The organism is Pedobacter sp. AC402 (assembly GCF_979252805.1).
Genome location: NZ_CEEDAI010000008.1, coordinates 152,227 through 176,370, shown reverse-complemented (window position 1 = coordinate 176,370; position 24,144 = coordinate 152,227). Strand labels below are relative to the sequence as shown.

Genomic DNA, 24,144 nt, shown 5'->3' with positions numbered 1-24,144 from the left:
CAGATGAAAACTATATATTACATTCATATTTTCCTATTTGTATTGATAATAGGAATTTTGGCGGGTTGTAAAAAGGATTTTCTAGACCGGATTCCTGAAACCACCATTACACCCAATCAGTTTTTTAAAACAACAGCAGATCTCGAAACCTACAGCAATGGTTTTTATAGCATGTTCGGCCCGAGTACGAACGATCTTTTTTCTGATAACATATCTGTAAACTTAGGGGGTAGTGAAGTTGATAACATGATCAGGGGAAAAATCAGTCCAACCAATGTTGGAGGCTGGAGTTGGGGAACCTGCGTACCATTAATTACATGCTGAATAATTTACAGCAGGTAAAGGGAGATGCTGCAACCATTAAACATTTTGTAGGTATTGCCCGCTTTTACAGGGCCATATTTTATTATAATATGATTGTTAGGTATGGCGATGTTCCATATTATTCCAGCGTACTCAATCCAGATGACCAGGCGCAGTTGTACAAAGCAAAAGATCCGCGTGCCCTGGTGGCCGATTCGGTAAAAGCCGACCTTGAGTATGCTGCAACCAACATCATCCCAACAGGAACCAATACGCGGATTACCAAGTGGGCTGCATTAACTGTACTGGCAAGGTTCTGTCTTTTCGAAGGTACTTTTCGCAAATATCATGATGAGCTTGGTTTGCAGGCATCAGCCAATACTTTTATCCAGCGTGCAGAATCTGCAAGTAAAGAGGTAATGGGAGCAGGATTTAGCATATATAACACCGGCAAAAAAGGAGAAGACTATCAAAAGCTTTTTACCAGTCAGGATTTAAGCAGCAATAAAGAAATGATCTATTATGATGATTACGATAAGGCATTAAACCGGGCAAACAGTACGCATTATGTTTTCGATTGGCAGTGGGCCATAAATAAAAGCCTGGTAGATACATACCTCATGACAGATGGTACACCATTTACTTCAAGCCCTAACTGGGATAAAAAAACTTACGCCGAAATTTTTAATAACCGCGATCCACGGATGGCAGTAACCATTATGCCCCCGGGTTTTTCTACCACATTGGGCGGTATTCCTAGTAAAACCAGACCTACCTTTGGCGGCTACCCACAAATTAAATACTACGCTATTGATCCCACCACAAAGGTATATACTGAGTTTACCGATCTTCCGATTTTGCGTTATGCAGAGGTTTTGTTAATTAATGCAGAAGCAAAGGCCGAGCTGGGTTTGCTTAACCAGGCTGATGTGGATATTACCATCAATGTTCTACGGAACCGTGCCGGAGTTGCTCCACTGAATATGGCTGATGCCAACACCTCACCTGATCCTGTTTTAGCCAATATGTATCCATTGGTTAATGGAAGCAACAAAGGAGTTCTTTTGGAAATCCGTAGAGAGCGTAATGTAGAAATGGCGTGTGAAGGGCTTAGATTTCGTGATTTATTGAGATGGAAAGCAGGTAAATTACTCGAAAGGCCAACCCAGGGCATGTATTTACCCAAACTCGGTGCCTATGATGTAACTGGTGATGGGGTAGAAGATATTGCCATTTTACAGGCTAAAGATCAGGAAGGTCCACTTGATGGGCTTACAGCTGATGTAAAAAAGAACCTGGTAAAATATTACCTTAGCGATAACAGTTTTTATCTGAGTAACGGGAGTTCGGGCTTCATCATGTTCCCCGAAAATATCAGCGCTCCGAGATCATTCATCGAACCAAAATATTACTATTTTCCTATCCCAATACAACAGATTTTGCTTAACCCACAGTTAAAACAACCAACTGGCTGGCAATAGTAAATAAGAGGATGGGTTTAATTAAAATATCGTCATACTGAGGAGTAATTTATTGTAAAAAACTCTATATGAGTGACATGATTTTAAGGAAATGAATATCCCCAGTTTATCGTCATTGCGAAAAGGCTTTTTCAGCCGACGAAGCAATCTTAAAATGATCGCTAGTAGCGTGTGTTTTCAGGATTGCTTCGTACCTCGCAATAACGACCGCTTTACTGAGCCTGTCAACGGTAGCTTAGCGAAAGATTTGGTTTAAACCATTTTACTATGTTTCGACAGGCTCAATAAGACGGTTGTGCCTTTACTTTAATCAACAAACACACAAAAATATGAAAAGAAGAAATTTATTAAAGTCAATCCCTTTGGCTGCTGCTGCTCTTGTGGTAGGAGATTTAAAGAATGTTACTTTAGCTGCACCTATTGAAAAAAGCAATAACCGTAAACCTATATTAACCATTGCACACATTACTGATGTACATATCAGAGGTGGCGACAATGCGCCTGCAAGATTTGAGAAATGTTTGCAGGAGATTAAAAAGTTGAAAGTTGATTTTTTTCTAAACGGAGGTGATAGTATCCATGCCGCAGATTATAAAGACATTACGCGTGAAAGTGTAACAGAGCAATGGGGCATCTGGGATAACTGCATCAAACAAATTGCGGGTTATGAGGTACACAGCTGTATCGGGAATCACGATATCTGGTGGGCTGCACCATCAACCGCAGATGAAATGTATGGAAAAGAGTATGTGGTTAAAAGACTAAAGATTCCTAACCGTTATTATAGTTTCACTAAAAAAGGCTGGCATTTTATCGTATTAGACGGAAATAATAAGAATACAGCTTTGGATGCTGAACAATATAAATGGCTCGAAGCCGAATTGGAAAATCTGCCTGCCAATACACCTGTATTGCTTATGTCGCACTACCCTATATTAACCGTTACCGGCACCTTTGAAGGTGGGCAGCATGGCGACCATAAAGAACTGAAACAATTGTTTTATAAACATAAAGATAAAGTGAAAGTGTGCCTGAGCGGTCATCAGCATTTATTAGATCGGGCATGGTATAACGGGGTAGAATATTATTGTAATGGTGCAATGAGTGGCTTCTGGTGGGGTAAAGGAGATAAACGATCAGCCAGGCCTTATTATTACCAGGAAACAGCCCCGGGTTACGCCATACTAAAATTATACAGTGATGGTACATTAGAAAATAAGTACATCGAAACTGAGCGGCCCGAAACAACCGGATAGTGGTACAAGGTAATACGTTGTTTACCAGCCACAAATTGTAATCTCGACTGAAACAACGCGCAATGTAGAGATCTAAAATGAAGTATGTTTCAAATTCAGTCTCTCAACTGCGTTGCACTCCGTTCGAAATGACGGAACAATACTTTGACCTTAAAATAGTTTTTCTTGTGGAGGTTTAGCTCCTGCTAAACGTAAATAAACAGTTGCCTGGCCACGGTGATGCGTTTGGTGTTCAAAATCTTTAGTAAAAACCATATCCTTGGTCATTTCAAAACGGCCCATAAATTTTACTTTTTCTTCCAATTGAGCAGGAGTCATCTTTTTTAATGCTGCAATCACATAATCATAACCGGCCATTACTTCTTTGGTAACGTTTGCTTTCGATTTGTCGGTTATTTTTTCTACTGCTCCCAATGCAAAAGGACTTTTCTCGCCAGTTGCCGTTGCCGTAAAACCATAATTGGCATCTGTAAGGTGGAGCATTTGCTCAGCGAAAGAGCGCATTTCGGGTGTTGGCTTTAACGCATAACCAGATTCAGGCATGGCATCCAGGTACTCTTTTGTATAAGCTTTTGCTCTTTCCCATTCAGCAATTTTAACACTGGCTGCAGTTTGCGCCTTCGCGGTGCCTGAACATCACTAAAAGGCAGGCCAGGCTTAAAAATAATTTAATCGTTTTCATAATCTGTTTTGTTTGTAATGATAAAGATACGATAGAATGTGATTGATTACAATCTGCTGGTTGGCAATTTATTTCGTTAGATGGTTACGTTCAAAATTCATCATTTTACCAATCGATGTAAACCCTTATAAATGAGGGGTAATGGGAACTGTATATGTTAAATATAGCATTAAACTGTTTTAACTGCTATTTACTAAAGATTTACATAGATTATCTATATATCTAAAATATAATGAAACAGGTTTTATTAAGTTTTAGGCAAAACACCAATTCAGAATAATCAAGTATTATAAATGGGTTGTGAACAAAAATGTGTAAAAGTTGTAAACCCAGTTATACAAAAATTGTGAATTGTAACATGAATTTATTTTCCTAATTTGCACCGAAATAAAATTTTGGTCATGAAAAACGCTATCTCACTATCTTTAGGACTCTCAGTAATTCTTACTTTAAGTATGGGATTCCGGTCGGATAAAAATCTGATTTTCAAAGGTAATAAGCTGAATGAGACCTTACCAGTGGCAAAATTGGAAAAGGTAGATGGCGATCAATTGATTGAAACATTAATCTTACAAAGGTTTAATTTTAACAAGTCAATCATCAAAAATGGTTTTGATGCTAAAATAGAATCTCCAAAAATTACGTCAATTATAAATAATGGTCCGGCAAGCATCGTTTCGTTTAGTGGATTTGATTATTTGGTTAAAAAAAATAAGGTAATCGGTGTTAATGGCATCGAACTTTCGCCATCAGCTTTAGCAACCATTACCGAAAAAGTAGTAAAGTTAGATCAGATGCAGCAGTATTGCTGTGCACAGGCGAATTTGGCCAATAAACGCGAAAAACGAGATCTTAATACCATAAAAACGCTAGATCGCCAGTACTTTGCAGCTTTAAGAGCCATTAGGTTAATTACTGAAAATATTGCTGACTTAGCCACCAAATCAAACGCATCTTTCGCCATAGAAACTGCCGTTGCCAAAACCAGAATCCCTGATATCAAAATTATCGAAACAAAAACCGATTACAAAGGCGGTTATGTTGCAGAAGTTAATTAAGCAATTAGGCGTATAATATTAAAAGCTACAGATTGAATCTATTCTTTAGCGTTTTTGACATCAATTAAACAGGTTTACGATAAATAATCGTCTTCGTAAAAATAAACAAAAGCAATCTTTCATGCTGATTGCCTTGCTTCATCGCCCGTAAATGCCTTCTTTAAATAACAAGATACCTCATTTGTCCGGTTACATACACGTAACTTAGGCAACTTTGAGCAAAGAAAATGATCTATTTAATAGCAGTAACCATGTAAACCGTTTGCCCAACTGCACCGTCGTAACCCAATATCAATTTATAATCGTAAAAGTTATCGATTTCATTTTTGAATGCTTCTAGCGTAGGTATTTCTTTCGAAACGTGTTTTCTATCCCACTGAAATTTACTTCCCACTTTTAATGTTGCCTTATTGCCGTTGCTGGCATGGTTGCTGATTAATTGATCAGGTGTGATGATATTTTCCATACTTAAACTAACAAACTTATCCCATATTGGTTTTTATCCTGATGGATTCGTGCCAAATGGATACCCAGTAAAATTACTTGGTAAAACCAGAAATTAAATAAAATGATATAAAAATACCACATCGCCTACATAAGCAGGTTTGGGTTGGTCTTTAATAACAAGAGTAGCCTGGATAGTTACTTTAGTAATTCCCCTAAGGTTACTAATGCAATTCAATTTTGCTTTCAGCTGTACTTCGCTATCTACCAAAACGGCCTGGCCAAACTTAAAACGCTCTATACCATAATTAATTTCCATTTTAATATTGCGTACATCAGCAATTTGTTTCCATAAATAAGGAATTAAAGAAAGGGTTAAGTAACCATGTGCAATTGTAGCCTTAAACGGTCCTTCGTTCTTCGCCTTTTCAGGGTCAGTGTGGATCCACTGATGGTCTAATGTTGCATCAGCAAATTTATTAATCTGTTCCTGATCTATGGTATGCCATTGGGAAACGCCTAATTCTTTCCCTAAATGCGATTCATACTCTTCAAAATTATTAATCACCAACATGTAATTCTGTTTATCTGTTTATTACTATTTTAACAACTCCGTTAGGTACAGCAATCCTTCCGCTATGTAGTTGGTTTCACTCTTCTGTTTCCAATTATAGCGATAATAACGGTGCCTTTAAGCCTATACGTATAAAAATCTTTTAAAGATTTTTTTTACTCATTTGGGTTTTATTGATAATGCATTAATATACAGCTTGTTTGTTTCTTATGCAATGCGTCACCAATTGATTATTATAGCAAAATGTTTTAATCTTTGCTGTTCGTTTACGCACAATGCTGTTCATTAACGAACAGCACAATTGATTAAAATACTGTTTAATCCCTTTGTATGCAGCTCAATACGCTTGGTTATATTTGGCATAAGAATCGCATTGGTCATTAAAAATAAATTATGTTCAAATTAAACCTGAAGATTGCTTTTAGAAATCTGTTGCGGAATCGGTCATATGCCTTGATTAATATTCTTGGTTTATCTATCGGTATGACCAGTTGTATTTTGATCTTTATTTTTATTCAATTTCAGCTGAGTTACGATACCCATTTCAAAAATAGCGACCGGATTTTCAGGTTCGTAACCGATTGGAAATACAATAGCTTTGACGATTACTCGGCCGGAGTTCCTTTACCTTTTGGTCCTGCCGCCAAAGCCGAACTTCCAGGTATAGAAAAAATAGCCAGAATCTCGCGTAATAGTGGTGTTATACTGGTACGCAATGATGATGGTACCGAACATTTCAAAGCCGTTAAGGATGTATATTTCACTGAATCGGAATTATTTGATGTGCTACAGGTTAAATGGCTTCTTGGAAAACCAACCCAATCATTTTCAATACCCAATACGGTGGTTATTTCAGAAAGAACAGCTAAAATTTTATTTGGTTCTGCAGAAACGGCCATGGGAAAAAGTTTCACCTTTTGGAACTCCATCTCGCTCAGAGTTGTTGGGATATTTGCCGATTTACCAGGCAGCAGTAGTATTCCAATGGAAATTATGATTAGCTACCCAACATTTTATGGGAAAAATAATCAAGATTGGGATTCTGTAAGCACTTATAATGAGTGTTTTACTTTGCTAAAGCCCGGTGTAACTGTGGCTGCATTTGGAGCAGTCGCTAAAAAGAATGAATGAGAAATACCTTAAACTGAAAAAGCTTGCAGGGAATCAAAATAGTCACTTACAGTCTTTAAGAGATATTCATTTCAGCGAACGTTATGGTAACTTTTCCGAAACATCGGTTACTAAAAAAGAAGTGTATGGCCTGGCCATCATCGGCATTTTTTTAATCATTACGGCTTGTATTAATTTTATAAATTTAGCTACCGCACAATCGATAAACCGCTCAAAAGAAGTAGGGGTACGTAAAGTTATGGGGGCAATGCGCAAGCAACTTTTATTTCAGTTTTTGGCAGAAACAACAACAATTGTATTAATTTCAATGCTATTTGCTTGTATCTTATCCGAATTACTCTTGCCTTCATTGTCGCATCTCCTTAAAGGTGAAGTTGTTCTGTCGCTATTTACAAGTCCGGCAGTTTTTGTGTTTTTGTTGTTGATGGTCGTTCTGGTTACTTTTTTAGCCGGTTTTTATCCCGCAATGATTATTTCAGGTTTTAGTCCGGCCTTAGCCATAAAAAACAAAATCGTTGTCCAATCAGGCAATTTGAGTTTAAGAATGATATTAATTGTAATACAGTTCACTATTACCATTGTGCTCATCATTGCCACTTTTGTTGTGATTAAACAAATGCAATACGTAAGAGAAAAACCACTTGGTTTTAAGAAGGATGCGGTAGTGATGATTGGATTCCCTGGAGATAGTGCGAGCTTAAGCCATCAGCAACTGTTTAGAGAAAAATTGCTTCATATACCAGGGGTTGAAAAGCAAAGTTATTTTGCCCGGCCGCCACTTTCAGGAATTATGAATACCACAAATTTTTATGTTGATGGTAGAGAGAATAAAGATTTTGAGGTTCGGTTGAGTATGAGTGATGAACACTATTTCGATCTGTTCGGGCTACAGTTTATTGCCGGAAGTGTTTACAAAAAGAGTGATACCGCTAATGCTTACATCGCCAACGAAACTTTTGTAAAGAAGATAGGTATCGCCAACCCTCAGTTGGCCCTTGGAAAAGTAATTGCACAAAATGGAAGAACAGGTCCGATAGTTGGCGTTATTAAAGATTTTAATGATCAATCACTCAAAGAAAAAATTTCGCCTATGGTTTTTTACCAGGAAAAAAGGCAATATTATAATATGGCAATAAAATTAGACGCAAGGGAAATGATGCATGCCATGAAATCAATAGAAAATCTTTGGACAAGTACTTTTCCTAATGAGGTGTATAATGCAAGATTTTTAGATGATGACATTAATAATTATTACGAGTCGGAACATATAACAGGCCTTTTGTTTAAAATTTTTGCAGGTGTGATTATGTTTATTTCCTTTATCGGTCTTTTTGGATTAATTTCTTTTGTTGCAGCTCAGCGTACGCGCGAAATGGCGATCAGAAAAGTACTTGGCGCAACCACAGCTGAACTGGTTAAAATGCTGAATCGGAATTTTATCAAAATGGTTTTTATTGCCAACCTCGTTGCGTGGCCATTGGCTTACATTTTAACAAGTAAATGGCTATCAGGTTTTGCTTATCGTGTTTCGCCTGGTATTTGGCCCTTTATGTTGGCCATGGTTGCATCAATGGTGCTTACGCTAATTACAGTCAGTTTCAGATCATACCGCGCAGCAAAGGCAAATACTGTAGATGCGCTTAAATATGAGTAAATTAATGTAGAGCATCTTTAGCATTGTGTTCTCAAGCCATTCGTCATCCTGAACTTGTTTCAGGATCTAATAAAATTTGCATAATTAAATAATAACGCTGTGTTGATTCATAAAATCTGCGCAAGTATTTCGCTATTAATTTCCTGCCGACTTAAGAAAATCAGCACAAAACGATTATGAAATCATTTAAAATATTTATTTGTATTTAACTTTAATACAGGTATTTGCACTGTTTTAGTCATCACTTTTCGCCTTTAACTAAACGTAAATTTACCTGCAATTAAATGTTATCTAAATATTTTATTTGATTTATTTAAATTAAAATTTAGATTTGTCTAAAATTATGTTTAGATAAATCTATTGCGTTCATGAAATCTTTAATTCTATTTTGCTTCACTTTCTTTATCTCGCTAAATGCCATTGCACAAAAAGTTGTGGTTAAAGGCCTGGTCACCTCACAAAATGTACCTGTAGAAAACATTAACATTAAAGTTGTTGGATCAGCCTTATCGACCAAATCAGACCATGCCGGTATTTATCAATTGATTGGCATCAAATCCGGAAATTACGACCTTATTTTTTCCGGCATAGGTTATCAATCTAAAAGAATCAAAATTTTGCTTAAAGAGGATAGTGTTCAGGTTAATGCTGATTTGTTAAGTTTAACATCCGATTTAAGTGATGTGGTAATTACCGGCGTTAACCGGGCAACACAACTGCGTAAAAGCCCTGTGCCAATTGCAGTGCTTTCTAAAAAATCAATGGATCAGAATGTCAATACCAACCTCATCGAAGCCATTGTAAAAGGTGTTCCTGGCATTACTGCAGTTACCACCGGACCAAACGTTTCAAAGCCATTTATTCGCGGTTTGGGTTACAACCGTGTTTTAACACTTTATGATGGCTTAAGGCAGGAGGGCCAGCAATGGGGTGATGAACATGGAATTGAAGTAGATGAATATGGTATTGTTAGGGCTGAGGTGGTAAAAGGTCCGGCCAGTTTAACCTATGGCTTCTGATGCCCTGGCAGGGGTAATAAACATGATTCCATTTAGCCCAAATTTCGAAAATAAAAATTTAAAAGGTGATTTTACAGCAAATTACCAAAGCAATAATGGGATGATTGGTTCTTCTTTGGGTATTGCTTATATAAAAAACGACTGGAAATATACCTTTAGGGCTACAGGGAAAACGGCGCACAACTACAAGAATAAAATTGATGGTTTAGTTTATGGAACAGCCTTTAGAGAGTATAATTTATCAGCCAGCGCAAGGGTAGATAAGGATTGGGGTTTTTCTAAAACGGCTATAACCTATTATGATAATTTAATGGAAATACCCGATGGCAGCAGAGATTCTTTATCAAGAAAGTTTACACGCCAGGTTTTGGATGAGGGTGATGACATTAAAAACAGACCAATTGTTGCGGAGAACGATTTGAACAACTATAGTATTAATCCACTGCATCAGCACATTCAGCATTACCGGTTTTACAACACCAGTCAGTTTAAATTTGGTACCAGCGATCTTAACCTGCTAATCGGCGGACAGCAAAGTGTAAGGAGAGAATACAATCACCCCACGTTGGCAAGTCAGGCTGGGCTTTATGTGGTGCTCAATACTTTTAATTACGATCTTAAATATAATCTGCCAGATTTTAGTGGTATCGAAAGCACCATTGGCATAAACGGAATGTACCAGGGCAATAGGAGTAAGGCGGCCACCGACTTTCCGATCCCTGATTACGACCTCTTTGATATTGGTGCTTTTTATTTTGCAAAGAAATCGATGGGTAAGGTAGCAGTTTCGGGAGGAATCAGAATTGATAGAAGAAACATAAACTGGAACGATTTTTACGTAGGCACCAATGCTCAAACCGGATTTGGTAAACAGGTTAATATAACTGATGTTACAGGAAAATTACAGTTTCCTGCTTTTAATAAAAATTATTACGGCTTATCAGGAAGTTTGGGTATAACGTATAATATTTCCGAAAAATTACTTGTAAAGGCCAATATTGCAAGGGGTTACCGCGCACCAAATATTACCGAAATAGGTTCTAATGGTTTAGATCCAGGTGCCCACATTGTATATTTAGGCAACAGAACATTTAAGCCAGAGTTTAATCTTCAGGAGGATATTGGGGTTATTGCTTATTTAAAAGATGCAGAAATTAGCCTGGAAGTTTTTAACAACAATATTCAGAATTACATCTATCAATCGCGTTTAACCGATGCAAATGGGAATCCGGTAGTTATAGTTCCGGGAAATTTAACTTACCAGTATCAACAATCGAAAGCCAGGTTATACGGTGCTGAAGTTTCAGTAAACCTGCATCCTGCTGCCATAAAATGGTTAAGTTTCAACAATAGTCTGGCTTATGTAGTGGGGTTAAATCAAAATCAGGAATTATTGAACAAATATGGTAGGGAAGCTAAATATTTACCATTTATTCCGCCTTTGCAATTTAGAACAGAGATTAAGGCAACTTCACAAAAACCGATTGGCATTTTTGACAAGCCTTATATAAAGGTTGATGCTGCTTTTTTTGCAGATCAAGATAAATTTTATGCCCTGGATGATACGGAGACTTTTACCGCCGGTTATACATTAATTAATGGTGGCATTGGATCAACCTTAAAATCAAAAAAGGGAAAAGTTTTGTGTGATATTTTTATTCAGGCAGATAACATTTTCAATATCGCTTACCAATCTAATTTAAACAGGCTAAAATATTTTGAATATTACAAACAGTCTGCCAACGGTCGATCTGGAATTTACAATATGGGCAGAAATTTCAGTTTTAAAGTCATTATTCCAATTTAGGAGTTGAAAAGATTATTGTAGGATAAATTTCCATGTTTTAGTGTTAAATGTTTCGTTTTAAGAATGGAAGGTAATTAATTTATCTTCCATTTTTTTTCTGTTAATTAAAGCCCATTTGATACATGCCCTTTAAACTCCTAACCACCAACCATGAACCATGAACTATAACCATCAACAATTAACCATCAACTATTAACCTCCCAACCATGAACCATCAACTATCAACCATCAACTATCAACCATAAACTATCAACCATAGATTCCCAACTCCAAACTCCCAACTCCTCCACCCCCTCCAACTCCCAACTGTTTTCCCTATTTTTATCCCTCAATACATCCCACATTATATGGAAGAATCTTTAAGCGATAAGCGACTCCAAATTTTAAGGCAATCAATAGGTAAAGTAATTTCCGATTCGCCATCTAATTTTATGAACTGGCTTGCGCCGGTTTTAATTAAAGCGGAAAATGGAATTTTAATTTGCCAGTATACCATCCGTAAAGAAATGACAAATCCTTATCAGATTTTGCACGGTGGCGTAACCGCAGGTATTATTGATGATTTAATCGGGGCAACGGTATTTACGATGGGATTAAATGAGCGTTACACTACTGTAAGTAACTATATTGATTATTTTGCGTCTGCAAATGAAGGAGATGAGGTAATAGCCGAAACCTCAATTGTAAAGCGAGGACGCACTATTCTAAACCTGCAATGTGAGCTATATTTGCCCTCGAAAAAACGTTTAATTGCCAAAGGTTATTCCAACATGTTAAACATAGGTTAAGCCATTAAGCAGCATTTAAGAATTAATTATTAATTTGTTAAAATTAACCAAACATTCTCGTTTATATTTTGTTGTAATTTAACCAAAAATATAATGAGCCATGTTAGAAAATTATTCAACCTTGCAATTTATTGTCAGAGGCAAAATTTTTAAGGGATTTTGCATGCGTATTCAAGATGATTTTCATGAAACTTATGCCGTTGTTTTAGATGGATATCATTCCTTTTGTATCTGGTTAGATAACAAAAGTGAAAAATGGTGTGCCTCTAAAAATGTGGCAATCGATCCGGATGCGATCGACGAAATTATTCACCGAATTTCAATTCCACAGGTTTCGTAAAATTAAAATCACATTTAACCTAATGCTCATAAAAAAATCCCTGTTTGGTGTTATATCAGACAGGGATTTTTCGTTAGTAAATTATTTTAATCCCGGCCAAAACAAATAGGCCATTGTAATTGCAGTAATTACGCCTACCAAATCGGCCAATAACATCGAACCAATTGCATAACGGGTATTTTTTATACTAACTGATCCAAAATATACGGCTACTACATAAAAAGTAGTATCAGAAGCCCCCTGAAAAACTCCCGAAAGTCTGCTGGCGAATGAATCAGGTCCGTTAGAGATCATGGTACTTACCATCATGCCTCTTGCTGCCCCACCGCTTAATGGTCTGATTAATGCTGTAGGAAGGGCATCAACAAAGCGGGTATCAGCGCCGAATAAAACAAAAGCCTGTTTAATTCCGTTCATAATTACATCGAAAGTTCCGCTCGTTCTTAGCATACAAACGGCTACCAGTATGCCCACAAGGTAGGGGATAATTTTTATTGCTGTTTCAAAGCCACCTTTGGCACCTTCTATAAATGAATCGAAAACGTCAATTTTCTTATAGAGTGCACCCAATACAATGAGTAGAAAAATCAGCAGGATAATACCGCCACTTAATAAGCCAGAAAATGATTTTATGCTTTCTGCATTCAATTTACTTACATACCATACCAGCGCACCAATTACAGCCGAGATTCCCAAAACCCAGGTAATGATTGCAGGCTGAAAAATATTTATTTTCTGTTTAAAAGAAACAATCAGCATAGCAGCCATGGTACCCATAAAGGTTACAATCATGCAAGGAATAAATATATCAGTAGGATCAGAGGCATTTTGTGTAGATCTGATCGCGATAACACTCACTGGTATTAAGCTTAATCCAGCCGCATGCAAACACAAGAACATAATTTGTGCATTACTGGCGGTATCTTTATTTGGGTTCAATTCCTGAAGGCTTGCCATTGCTTTAATTCCGAACGGCGTTGCTGCGTTATCTAAACCCAATAAATTGGCAGAAAAATTCATAATCATGTGTCCCATAGAAGGATGCCCTTTTGGTATATCAGGAAACAGTTTGGAGAAGAAAGGAGCAATGATCTTTGATAATAAACGGATTCCTCCAGCTTTTTCGGCAATACTCATAAAACCCATAAATAAAGCCAAAGTGCCCACCAGTTCAATACAAAGTTTAACGGCAATAGAGCAGGTTTCGATAATTCCATCCAATTTTAATGGATTTGCAGGATCAGACGATTTACCGATCACCATCCAGTTAAAAATATCGCTTTGCCCGAAAAAAAAGCACTTAATACAGGCTACAACGATAGCTACAATAATAAATGCCGACCAAATTCTGCTTAATGCCATTAGGAATGTTTAATGTTTTGCTTTGAAGGGGTTAAAATACCTTTTTTAAGCGAAAGATCATAGAAAAGAGTTTGGAGTTGAGAGGTTGGGGTTATGAGTCATTACCCATAGCCATAATATTAAAGAGGGATAACTGCTTTTTAATATTAATACTGAAAAAATCCATAATAAAAAGTTAGGCTATCTATTATGGATTTAAATATTTTATCTATCTGCGATGAACTGTTGCTTCTGCACCATGGCTTCCAAACTCCCAACTCAACACTCCAGACTCATTTAAGGTTTATCATCAGTTAATTCAAAACCCCAGGTTTTCCCTTTTTCAGTAGCAGGAACCCCGCTTGTCATCCATGCAGGAGCTTTTGCACCTTTTAAATAATAATCGAAAAATTGTTGTTCGCGGATCTGGATATCTTTACGGTTCTGGCGTTGCACTAAATTGTGCGCTTCACCATTGTAATTAAGCATCCAAACTGGTTTACCCAATCGGCGCAAGCCAGTAAACATTTCAATTCCCTGGTACCAAGGCACAGCTCCATCTGCATCGTTGGCCATTACCACCACTGGTGTATTCACCTTCGGGAACATGAATAACGGAGAGTTTTCGATGTATAATTCTGGTTTTTCCCAAAGGGTTGCACCGATACGGCTTTGTGTTTTTTCGTATTGAAACTGACGGTTCATCCCGGTTTCCCAACGGATACCACCATAAGCAGAAGTCATGTTGGCTACAGGCGCACCCGCCCATGCTGCTGCGTACATGTTATTTTGGGTAATTAGGTAAGCAACCTGATAGCCGCCCCAGCTTTGACCCTGGATGCCGATTTTACTGCCGTCTACCCAACTGTTTTTCTTTAAACTTTCTACACCCGAATTGATAAACTCTACAGCAGATTTACCCGGATGACCAGTTTCATAACTGATGTCAGGTGCAAAAACCAAGTATCCGTTACTCACGAAATAAGAAATATTTAAGCGCGATCGAGTAGGAGCAGGTGCTTGATAGGTATATAAACCATCAGTAAGTTTTTCGTAGAAATAAGCAATCATTGGGTATTTCTTATTGGGATCGAAATTTTCAGGCTTATACAATATACCTTCTGCTTTATAACCTTTTGGAGTGGTCCATTTAACCAGTTCGGCAGTACCCCAATTGTAGTTTTTTTGCTGAGGATTGGTATTGCTTAATTTGGTTTCAGTTTTAAAATCAGTCGTAATGTAAACATTCGGCGATTCTACATAATTAGCTTTATCGTAAATATAAACATCTGCATCTTCAGCTTTTACCAGGTTCGAATATTTAAATTTACCCATTATTACCAATTCGGGTGCTTTAACAGAACCTACGTTTGTGCGGTAAAAACCATTTTCTTTAGTTGCATTATTAAAACCATCCAACCAAACCAATTCGTTTGCTTTAACAAATTTACTGTCGGCATTTCTTTCAAATCTATTATCCTGCGTTACCCTTTCATAGCGGAAAGTAAGGTTGTTTGCCCTTCCAAATCCGGCAGTAATGTTTTTTGGAGCCGATTTTCCATCAGGTGAGAACGACCAGATATCATATTTATCATAAATTAAAACAGCTTTATCGCCTTCCGTCCAGGTAGCTAAACCATATGCTGATGGTAAATCTGGCACATCATTTTCTTCATCAACAAATTTTTCACTTAAACCAGCGGTTAAAACGGTAACCTTTCCAGTGGCTACATTATAGGTACTCCAGCTGCCTGCTTTTCTATCAAAGTATAAAATGTAATTGCCTGCCGGAGAAGCCAATGCGTAACCATTCAGGTTTTCGATAATTTTCTTTTTTTGTCCGTTTTTAGTGTCAACCAGATAATAATCTTTAGAAGTTGATCCGCTCCATTGTGATTCGATTCTGTGGCCATAATCGGTAGAAGCAAGCACCATTGCTGCATCGCCTTCTGCAATTGGGTTGGCATCGGGCAATTGTAAATCTGTTAGTGGAATTACTTTAGGATCACTACTATATACATCAATTACTGATAAATAACTTTTCTTACTATCTCTATCTGCATTTTTAAGCTGCATCGGCTGTAAGTAATCATCCTTATAATTCCAAACATCAACTTTTGCCACTTCAAAATCTACAATAGTGGTATCTTTTGGCTTTTTAACCGGAGAAATTCCAAAAAACAGTTTTTTTCCATCTTTACTAAAAGTTATTTTTCCGTCACCATTAACCGACCATTTTGCTGGCAAACCTGGCATATCAAAATCAACCAATATTTGCGCAGTATCAAGCGTTAAAGAGTTGTAATAAACATTATAATCTTTTATTTCCTGCTTCTCCGGACTTTGTTCGCCCACAAAAGCTACATGCTCACTATCATCATCGAATGTGAAATTTTTAAAACTTCCTTTGCCCTTAATTAAGGTTTTAAGTGTGCCTTTCTCTGTATTTAATAAAAATACACCTTGTGGAGCAGTTTTATCTTTTTTTGACCCGCTGCAAGCAAAAACAAGTTGTTTACCATCTTTACTGAAATAATAATCGGTAACAAATTTGTAGGTTTTATCTGTACCCGTTAAAAGATTTTTTACCACTAAATCCGTTCCTTCATCCGTTTTTGCTTTAGCAGCAGGGTCATCATCGGCAAAATCATTCTCTCCGTCTTTTTTATCGACAGGTTTTACTGTTTTCTTTGCTGTATCTGGCTTTTCAGTTAAATAAGCCAATACACCAGCACCTTCTTCCGGAAATTTAAATGATTTTACCCTTGGTACTTTGGTTATTGCATTTGTAGTAAGGTTAACAATACCCAATGAGTCTTTAGGTGATTCCTCGGGCTTTTTCTTTTTAATTTTAGCCTGACGTAAATCTTTATTTAACGGCCGGATATTGAAAGCCGCAAATTTAGAATCGTTGCTAAATTGCGAGTTCATTCCCCTTGCAAAGGTAAGCTTTGCATTGGTTTTAATATTGGTTAGGTATAGCTGTGCATCGCCTTCTTGCTGTAAGATGCTGTACATTGCCCAAGTACCGTTATTTGACAATTGCTTAGTACCTACTGATTCCCAAGTATCATAAACGGTATGATCTAAAGGTTTTTTTTGTGCGTAGGCAAAGCTGACAACGAAAAACAGAATAATAGTTAGTCTCTTTTGCATTTTAAAAGAATTAATTTGTTGGTTGAGATTTAATCTTCTAAAATTGGAATTTTTTAGCTTATTAAGAAACTTGTATGCCAAATATTACAATTAAAAGCATTTAGTTTAAGAATTAGCGGTATCGGCACTAAAGTTTAACGGCTAATGCATGTGCTGATCGCTCTCCCTTAAAACAAAAACCCCCGATCACTTTAAAAGCAATCGGGGGTTTCGTATCAATATATGCTAAATTATTTTTTAGCTTGTTGTTGCTGACGCATATAATCATCTAAACGCTGTTGAAATTTAGATTTTTTCTTTTTCTCATCAGCTGGTCTGGCTTTATTCTGTTGAATTAAAGCATGGATTTTATCATCATCAACCATCTTACGGATTAAGAACTGCTGTCCGAAAGTCATTAAGTTGGCTAAGAAATAATAATAGTTTAATCCGGCAGGGTAGCTGTTTAATACACCTAAGAAAATAACCGGCATAATATAACCAATGTATTTCATCTGGCCTGTTGCTCCAGAAACCTGGTTATTAAAGTAAGTCATAATCAATGTAGAGATGGTCATCAATACACACATTAAACTTAAGTGATCGCCAATGAAAGGGATTTTAACACCAAACTTGATAAACTCATCATAAGTTGATAAATCTTTCATCCACAAGAAACTCTCACCACGCAACTCAAACAAGTTAGGGAAGAAGAAAAAGAAAGCCATTACCAGCGGCAATTGCAATACCATTGGCAAACATCCACCGAGTGGGTTTACACCGGCTTTCTTATAGAGCTTTAAATATTCCTGCTGAACCAATGTTGGATTATCTTCACCTACTTTAGCCTTAATTTCATCCATTTCTGGTTTTAATACCCTCATTTTAGCCATTGATAGGTATGACTTGTAGGTAAGTGGCGATAATGCAAGTTTTAACAAAATAGTTAATACCAGGATAATTACACCGTAGTTCCAGTTAAAGCTGTTCAGGAAGTTAAATACAGGTAGTACAATGAAACGGTTAATGTATTTTAACGGCCAGTAACCCATATCAACCTGTTGCTCTAAATCGTATCCCTGTGCTTTTAAAGCAGAGAATTTGTTGGTTCCGAAATAGAATTCCATCTCATAAACCTGGTTAGCCGTATGGGCATAAGGCAATTGCATATTGGCATCATAAAACTTAACCAAACCTGGTGCTGTTGGAATCTTAACTTCTAAACTTCCTTTTTCGAAACCCTGTTTCGAAATTAATGAAGCGGAGAAAAAGTGTTGTTTAAAAGATACCCACTGAATTTTACTTTTCGATAACTCTTCTTTTTCATCTTTAGACACACTTAAATGGTTTACATCACCATCCAAGTATTTATAGTAAGGTGCAGAGTAGCGGTGCTCACTTTCAATCGATTTTTCTTGCTGTAACAACGTAGTTTGCCAGTTAAGGCCGATGTTGTTACCTTCAATTACCTGCTGTAAACCAACAAGGTTAATATTAAAACCAACTTTATTGCTTAATGCTTTTAAGTCGTAAACATATTCTACGTAAGCATTGGCACCGTAATTGGCACGCATGGTAACCGTATTACCAGCTTTTGTTGGTGTAAAGTATAAATCGTTTGTGTTGATTACTTTACCGGCTGCGTTAATACTTAAACCAAATTTATTATCGTTTCCTTCAAATAAAATAAGCGGTTTTCCGGTAAAGGTTTTCTGACCTTTTACTTCAACAGAGGTGATTTTACCACCTTTATTACTTAATTTAATTAATAAATTTTCGTTTTCTAAAACAGTATTGGCTTCAGTGCCTGTTATTGCGGTACCAAAAGGGCCTTTTAAGGCTAAAGAATCTACAACCGGATTTGCAATCGCAGCGGTTTTGCTTGTATCTTTTTGTACTGGCTTAATACCAGCTTTTTTCAAAGAATCCAGATGCTCCGTTTCTTGGGCTTTTTTTAATTCAGCCGCGTTCGGCTTCAAAAAGTAGAATGATCCTGCCAAAATGATCATAATCAGGAACAGTCCTGTAAAGGTATTTCTATCCATTATTTATGTATGTACTGCTTTTAATTCGTTTTCTTTTTCGCAAACTCCATCGCAGCGGCGACAAATTTAACAAAAAGTGGGTGAGGATTAGCAACTGTTGATTTTAATTCTGGGTGAAACTGTCCGCCAACGAAAAATGGATGATTTTTTAGCTCAACAATTTCTACCAGATTGGTTTGCGGGTTCATGCCCGATGCAATCATTCCAGCCTCTTCGTATTGCTTTAAATAATCGTTATTAAATTCGTAACGGTGACGGTGACGCTCATTGATATGCGATTTTCCATAAATAGAAAATGCTTTTGTACCTTTTTTAATATCACAAGGATATGAGCCTAAACGCATCGTTCCACCTTTATTTGTTACTTTTTTCTGCTCTTCCATCATATTGATAACCGGATTTGCAGCATTTTCTTCTATTTCAGTAGTATGGGCATCTTTCAAGCCCAAAACATTACGGCCGAATTCAATAACTGCACATTGCATGCCCAAACAAATTCCGAAGAAAGGAATATTGTTCTCGCGCACATATTTAATTGCGTCGATTTTACCTTCAATACCACGACTACCAAAACCAGGTGCCACTAATACCCCTTGCAAATGGTTTAATTTCTCTTTAACATTATCAGGAAAAATGCCTTCAGAGTGAATATATTCTACCCTTACTTTACATTCATTTTTCGAACCTGCGTGTACAAAAGATTCGATAATTGATTTATAAGCATCTGGTAATTCTACATATTTACCAATCAAGCCAATTTTAACTTCAGCTGTTGGGTTTTTTAAACGGCCAAGGAAATCTTTCCAGCTTTCCATATCCGGATCGTTTTTAGTAGGCAGTTTTAATTTCGATAAAACAGTTTTGTCTAATTGCTCTTTTAACATCAACAATGGCACATCATAAATAGTAGATGCATCCATCGATTCGACTACCGCATTGATGTTAACGTTAACAAAATAAAGCGATTTTTTTTCTGATTTCGGGACTAATGTGGTGCTCGGTTCTGCAAACCAATATATCAGGCTGAATGCCATACTCCAATAATGCTTTAACAGAGTGTTGTGTCGGCTTGGTTTTTAATTCGCCTGCCGCTGCCAGATAGGGCACTAAAGTAAGGTGAATTACAATGGCATTTGTACTGCCTTCTTCCCATTTAAACTGACGCACAGCTTCAATAAATGGTAAGAGATTCGATATCACCAACAGTTCCGCCAAGCTCAGTAATTACAATATCGTATTCACCGCTATCGCCCAAAATACGCATGTTGCGTTTAATTTCATCGGTAATGTGTGGCACAACCTGAACGGTTTTACCTAAATATTCGCCTTTACGCTCTTTGTTAATTACGTTTTGATAAATACGGCCGGTGGTAATGTTATTTGCCTGTGAAGTTGGAACGTTAAGGAAACGCTCATAATGACCTAGATCCAAGTCGGTTTCTGCACCATCTTCGGTAACAAAGCATTCGCCATGTTCGTATGGATTTAAAGTTCCTGGATCGATATTAATGTACGGATCGAATTTTTGAATGGTTACACGGTAGCCACGTGCCTGTAAAAGTTTAGCTAAAGATGCGGAAATGATGCCCTTACCTAAAGAGGAAGTTACACCGCCCGTAACAAAAATATACTTTGTCATGATTGATAATTTGTGGAATTAACCAGGCTTTTTATAGCCCTGTTAATTGTTTTTGTACGGGATACAAAGGTACGAAAAATTATCGCTCGATTAGATAGTTGCAAGAATATTTTTTAAGGTGAAGATTGCGCTGATATTGAATGTTTTAAGTTATTGCCGAATTAAAATACCCAGGTAAAAAGTTCTTTTTTAATCTATTCGATCTTTCTGAGATTCTTTTTATCCTCATAACGCGTGTAGAGATCGAACATTTTTTTAAATCTTTTTCATCATCAGTTTTTTGCCTTAAAGTATTTGCTTTACATAAAAATTATAAAAATCCCTGAAACGTTGATATTGGAAATTTCTAATTATTGACAATCAAATCATTCTATCTTTGATTATCTAATATATTGATAATCAGTTTAGCAACAGTTATAATAAATTTTCACTTTCTGTTCTTTCTCACTCCAGGCAATGTAAATGTTGTTTTCCTTACCTAAACGATATTTAAAGCCATTCAGTCCCGATTTTTTTAATTCTTCGTAAAGTGCTTTATCAGGGGTATACTTATCTGCCTTATCTTCAGGCATTACCGCAGGTTCAAGAAAATTATCATCACTAAAAAAATCATCAGCAATTGTTTTTAAAAAAATAACCTGGTCTTTTTCTTTTGATAAATCTACATTAGGGTCGGTACTGCCCAATAATTCAGTGCCTTTTATTTTGGTATTGTAAATTTCTTTTCCATCAAAATTTTTGATGCTGAAGGTCAATACCATCTCCTCAGGTTTCCGGCCGGTAAGTTCTATTTTAAAAGTATCCAATCGCTTTAAATCAGAAAATGATTTGGCAATGCGCTGGTTCACATTCTTAAATTCAATGGTATTGGTTTCTTTTTTACCGTTAGATTTACAGCCAACAAGTGCTAAAAAGCACATCAAAACGAAGAGCGGTATATTTCTCATATTCAAAACTACAAATTTTATGTTTTAGTTCTGATTTGAATTTATAATCTTCGCCAATTTAGAACGAATAGCCAATAGATAACCATAATTGTAAATCGAAATACCCAGCAGGCAATTTAGCTTTTAAATTGTTGCGAACATTATAGTAATTGCCATAACCCACGCCAGTAAGCCCCTCTATAAGAAAATGGTTTTTTGGTATAAATGATACCCCAAAAGTTCCGCCATAACGCAAAGAGCTGGCTGTGAAATCCCTGTCGCGGCCTATACTGAAAATACCAGTTTCATCATAAGAGCGGTGCGAGATTAATGTTTGATTAAGGTTTCCAAAATAAACACCGTAAAAAGCATTTGCTTCGCGCTTTCTGATAGGTACAATATACTTTTTAGCCCGAAACAAAAAACCATCGTAATGGTAATAATCACGATAACTAATGTTTTTAAATTCGCCAAAAGTATAAGCGATTTCCAATCCATAGAGATTGGAAAAAGTTTTTTCTATAGAAATACTCGGTCTTTTAGCCACCAAATTTAAAAGGTTTGTTTTAACAATTAATCCGGCAGGTTCTTGTGCAGAAGCGGCATATCCGAATAAAAGTAAAGTTATTAAGAGCGTTTTCTTGTTCATAGATCATCTAAAATACTAAATATTATTCCTTGCAATTAATTTTATTGAATGTTCTAAATAAGTTTTTATATTTGCGTAACTGATTACGTAATTAATATTATATGAACTTTTTTGAACAGGCAGGCAAGGTGGCTATTGGCAGTAGGTTAAGAATGTTAACCGATAAGGTAACAGAAGATGGTGCACAGATTTACAAACTTTACAATATAGATATGCAACCAAAATGGTTTCCTGTTTTTTATGCTTTAACAAAAGATAAGGAAAAAACCATAACCGAACTCGCTAAAGAAATCGGTCATTCGCATCCATCAGTAAGTAAAATTATTAGTGAAATGCTTAAAAAGGGTTATGTTAAAGAAAGTAAAGACAAAACCGATGGACGCAGAAATGTTGTGAGTCTTTCTAAAAAAGGATTGGAGATTTCAGAAAAGATAAAAGATCAGTTAATTGATGTTAATGCAGCTGTAGAAGAAATTTCTGCTCAGGCCCAAAATAATCTGTGGGAAGCAATAGCGGAGTGGGAATTTTTATTGGAACAGAAAACATTGCTCCAGGAGGGTAATTGAGAAAAAGAAGCAGCGCGACAGTTTAAAAGTTGAGATTGTAAATTATGACCCTAAATACCAGGAAATATTCAGATTGCTAAATGTAGAATGGATTTCGCAGTATTTTGCCATGGAAGAATCTGATTATAAAGCTTTGGATAATCCACAGGGATATATTTTAGATAAAGGAGGTTTTATAATGGTTGCACTATACAAAGGTGAACCGCTGGGTGTTTGTGCAATGATTAAGATGAATGATGGAGAATATGATTTCTAACTGGCTAAAATGGCAGTATCACCAAAAGCACAAGGTAAAAATGTAGGTTTCTTACTGGCTGATGCCATTATTGAAAAAGCGAAGTCATTAGGAGCATCTAAAATTTATTTAGAGAGCAACACCATTTTAAAACCTGCAATTAACCTTTATCATAAACTGGGCTTTCAAAAAGTGGCAGGTAAGCCTACGCCTTACACAAGGTGTAATATCCAGATGGAACTGGTAATCAAGTAGGTTAGGGGATAGTGGTTAGGGTTGGTGTTTGCTAAAAAAAACCAATTATTCCAATTTCAGTGCCTTAAGTAATTTATTAAGCTTCAATAAATCCTCTGGTGTATCAATTGCAACCGTTTCTAAATCAGTCACTTTAGTTTGGATATAGAACCCGTTTTCAATCCAGCGCAATTGCTCTAAGCTTTCAGCAATCTCTAAAGAGGATGGAGGAAGTTTCGTAATGGCCTTTAATGATTCGGTACGGTAACCATAAATACCGATATGCTTGTAAAACTGATGCTTTTCTGCCCACACACCCGGTTCTCCATTCCTGATAAAAGGAATCGGGCTACGGCTAAAGTACATTGCACGGCCATTAACATCAATTACTACTTTCGGACTGTTAGGATTATACACACTTTCCTGGCTTTGGATAGATTTAATTAACGTAGCAAGCTGAACTTTTTCTTCCGCAAAGCAACTCGCCAGCAATTCAATCTGCGCAGGTTCGATAAAAGGTTCGTCCCCCTGGATATTAATCACAATATCAAAACCTGGCAGCTTCTCAATTACTTCAGCACACCGATCGGTACCACTTTGATGATCGGAAGAGGTAAAAATAAATTCGCCGCCAAACCTTTTCACTTCATCCGCAATCCGCTCATCATCAGTGGCAATAACCACTTTTGATAAACTTTCAGCTTTAGTTGCTTGCTCATACACCCGTTGAATCATGCTTTTTCCGGCAATATCAACCAAAGGTTTTCCAGGAAAACGGGTAGAGGCATATCTCGCCGGGATAATGCCGATAATTTTTAGGATCTTTTACAAATGAAC

Annotated in this window: 22 protein-coding genes and 1 pseudogene; 13 read left to right on the top strand and 10 right to left on the bottom strand. The window is 36.7% G+C overall.

The features are described from left to right. The first annotated feature begins 3 nt into the window (after window positions 1-3). The 3 genes from AC0IWE_RS10060 (at window position 4) to AC0IWE_RS10050 (ending at window position 3,040) form a co-directional block, all read left to right on the top strand. Window positions 4-324, top strand: a complete 321-nt coding sequence (locus AC0IWE_RS10060) for a hypothetical protein (protein WP_471792964.1) — start codon at window positions 4-6, stop codon at window positions 322-324. Then, a complete protein-coding gene (locus tag AC0IWE_RS10055; protein WP_471792963.1) occupies window positions 318-1,784 on the top strand; it encodes a RagB/SusD family nutrient uptake outer membrane protein in 1,467 nt (488 codons plus the stop codon). Before AC0IWE_RS10060 ends, AC0IWE_RS10055 begins: the two co-directional genes overlap by 7 nt. Window positions 1,785-2,113: 329 nt before the next feature. Further along, window positions 2,114-3,040: a metallophosphoesterase family protein gene (locus tag AC0IWE_RS10050; protein ID WP_471792962.1), complete on the top strand. Its 927-nt coding sequence runs from the start codon at window positions 2,114-2,116 to the stop codon at window positions 3,038-3,040. A gap of 150 nt (window positions 3,041-3,190) precedes the next feature. Here AC0IWE_RS10050 and AC0IWE_RS10045 read toward each other — a convergent pair whose 3' ends face one another. Next, a complete protein-coding gene (locus AC0IWE_RS10045; protein WP_471792961.1) occupies window positions 3,191-3,583 on the bottom strand; it encodes a DinB family protein in 393 nt (130 codons plus the stop codon). Window positions 3,584-4,123: 540 nt separating this feature from the next. Here AC0IWE_RS10045 and AC0IWE_RS10040 point away from each other — a divergent pair. Beyond that, window positions 4,124-4,780: a hypothetical protein gene (locus AC0IWE_RS10040; RefSeq protein ID WP_157255339.1), complete on the top strand. Its 657-nt coding sequence runs from the start codon at window positions 4,124-4,126 to the stop codon at window positions 4,778-4,780. A gap of 232 nt (window positions 4,781-5,012) precedes the next feature. On the opposite strand, the gene AC0IWE_RS10035 is transcribed toward AC0IWE_RS10040, so the two are convergent. Continuing rightward, complete coding sequence (locus AC0IWE_RS10035) at window positions 5,013-5,246, bottom strand: hypothetical protein (RefSeq protein WP_055904701.1); 234 nt, start codon at window positions 5,244-5,246, stop codon at window positions 5,013-5,015. Window positions 5,247-5,339: 93 nt separating this feature from the next. Next, entirely contained in the window at window positions 5,340-5,798 is a 459-nt protein-coding gene (locus tag AC0IWE_RS10030) for a MaoC family dehydratase (protein WP_029274701.1), read from the bottom strand. A gap of 393 nt (window positions 5,799-6,191) precedes the next feature. Here AC0IWE_RS10030 and AC0IWE_RS10025 point away from each other — a divergent pair, with 393 nt between their 5' ends. The 6 genes from AC0IWE_RS10025 (at window position 6,192) to AC0IWE_RS10000 (ending at window position 12,537) form a co-directional block, all read left to right on the top strand. Beyond that, the gene (locus tag AC0IWE_RS10025) at window positions 6,192-6,929 is read left to right on the top strand and encodes an ABC transporter permease (RefSeq protein ID WP_471792960.1); all 738 of its coding nucleotides are present in this window, start codon (window positions 6,192-6,194) and stop codon (window positions 6,927-6,929) included. Continuing rightward, entirely contained in the window at window positions 6,922-8,583 is a 1,662-nt protein-coding gene (locus AC0IWE_RS10020) for an ABC transporter permease (protein ID WP_471792959.1), read from the top strand. Before AC0IWE_RS10025 ends, AC0IWE_RS10020 begins: the two co-directional genes overlap by 8 nt. 368 nt (window positions 8,584-8,951) lie before the next feature. Beyond that, complete coding sequence (locus AC0IWE_RS10015) at window positions 8,952-9,602, top strand: TonB-dependent receptor plug domain-containing protein (RefSeq protein ID WP_471792958.1); 651 nt, start codon at window positions 8,952-8,954, stop codon at window positions 9,600-9,602. Further along, window positions 9,592-11,409 carry a TonB-dependent receptor domain-containing protein gene (locus tag AC0IWE_RS10010; protein WP_471792957.1) on the top strand — a complete coding sequence of 606 codons (1,818 nt, stop codon included), beginning with the start codon at window positions 9,592-9,594 and terminating at the stop codon, window positions 11,407-11,409. The genes AC0IWE_RS10015 and AC0IWE_RS10010 overlap by 11 nt, the downstream gene beginning before the upstream one ends. A 347-nt stretch (window positions 11,410-11,756) precedes the next feature. Next, the gene (locus AC0IWE_RS10005; RefSeq protein ID WP_471792956.1) at window positions 11,757-12,197 is read left to right on the top strand and encodes a PaaI family thioesterase; all 441 of its coding nucleotides are present in this window, start codon (window positions 11,757-11,759) and stop codon (window positions 12,195-12,197) included. Between the two features lie 100 nt (window positions 12,198-12,297). Continuing rightward, the gene (locus AC0IWE_RS10000; protein ID WP_055911951.1) at window positions 12,298-12,537 is read left to right on the top strand and encodes a hypothetical protein; all 240 of its coding nucleotides are present in this window, start codon (window positions 12,298-12,300) and stop codon (window positions 12,535-12,537) included. A gap of 81 nt (window positions 12,538-12,618) precedes the next feature. On the opposite strand, the gene AC0IWE_RS09995 is transcribed toward AC0IWE_RS10000, so the two are convergent. The 6 genes and pseudogenes from AC0IWE_RS09995 to AC0IWE_RS09970 form a co-directional block, all read right to left on the bottom strand. Continuing rightward, the gene (locus AC0IWE_RS09995; RefSeq protein WP_471792955.1) at window positions 12,619-13,899 is read right to left on the bottom strand and encodes a nucleoside recognition domain-containing protein; all 1,281 of its coding nucleotides are present in this window, start codon (window positions 13,897-13,899) and stop codon (window positions 12,619-12,621) included. 276 nt (window positions 13,900-14,175) lie between these two features. Further along, window positions 14,176-17,034, bottom strand: a complete 2,859-nt coding sequence (locus tag AC0IWE_RS09990; protein WP_471792954.1) for a S9 family peptidase — start codon at window positions 17,032-17,034, stop codon at window positions 14,176-14,178. Window positions 17,035-17,264: 230 nt separating this feature from the next. Next, complete coding sequence (yidC, locus tag AC0IWE_RS09985; protein ID WP_471792953.1) at window positions 17,265-19,058, bottom strand: membrane protein insertase YidC; 1,794 nt, start codon at window positions 19,056-19,058, stop codon at window positions 17,265-17,267. Window positions 19,059-19,078: 20 nt separating this feature from the next. Then, a pseudogene (locus AC0IWE_RS09980) lies at window positions 19,079-20,697 on the bottom strand (CTP synthase). A gap of 404 nt (window positions 20,698-21,101) precedes the next feature. Next, window positions 21,102-21,644, bottom strand: coding sequence for a hypothetical protein (locus AC0IWE_RS09975; RefSeq protein ID WP_463494058.1), 543 nt, complete (start codon window positions 21,642-21,644; stop codon window positions 21,102-21,104). A gap of 58 nt (window positions 21,645-21,702) precedes the next feature. Next, window positions 21,703-22,272 carry a DUF3575 domain-containing protein gene (locus AC0IWE_RS09970; RefSeq protein WP_471792952.1) on the bottom strand — a complete coding sequence of 190 codons (570 nt, stop codon included), beginning with the start codon at window positions 22,270-22,272 and terminating at the stop codon, window positions 21,703-21,705. Window positions 22,273-22,373: 101 nt separating this feature from the next. Between AC0IWE_RS09970 and AC0IWE_RS09965 the strand changes: the two genes are divergently transcribed. The 3 genes from AC0IWE_RS09965 (at window position 22,374) to AC0IWE_RS09955 (ending at window position 23,328) form a co-directional block, all read left to right on the top strand. Beyond that, complete coding sequence (locus AC0IWE_RS09965) at window positions 22,374-22,838, top strand: MarR family winged helix-turn-helix transcriptional regulator (RefSeq protein WP_471792951.1); 465 nt, start codon at window positions 22,374-22,376, stop codon at window positions 22,836-22,838. Window positions 22,839-22,911: 73 nt separating this feature from the next. Next, on the top strand, window positions 22,912-23,094 hold the full coding sequence (locus tag AC0IWE_RS09960) for a hypothetical protein (RefSeq protein WP_471792950.1): 183 nt from the start codon (window positions 22,912-22,914) through the stop codon (window positions 23,092-23,094). A gap of 9 nt (window positions 23,095-23,103) precedes the next feature. After that, window positions 23,104-23,328 carry a GNAT family N-acetyltransferase gene (locus AC0IWE_RS09955; RefSeq protein ID WP_471792949.1) on the top strand — a complete coding sequence of 75 codons (225 nt, stop codon included), beginning with the start codon at window positions 23,104-23,106 and terminating at the stop codon, window positions 23,326-23,328. Window positions 23,329-23,373: 45 nt separating this feature from the next. On the opposite strand, the gene kdsB is transcribed toward AC0IWE_RS09955, so the two are convergent. After that, window positions 23,374-24,129 carry a 3-deoxy-manno-octulosonate cytidylyltransferase gene (kdsB, locus tag AC0IWE_RS09950; protein WP_471793006.1) on the bottom strand — a complete coding sequence of 252 codons (756 nt, stop codon included), beginning with the start codon at window positions 24,127-24,129 and terminating at the stop codon, window positions 23,374-23,376. Window positions 24,130-24,144: the final 15 nt, after the last annotated feature.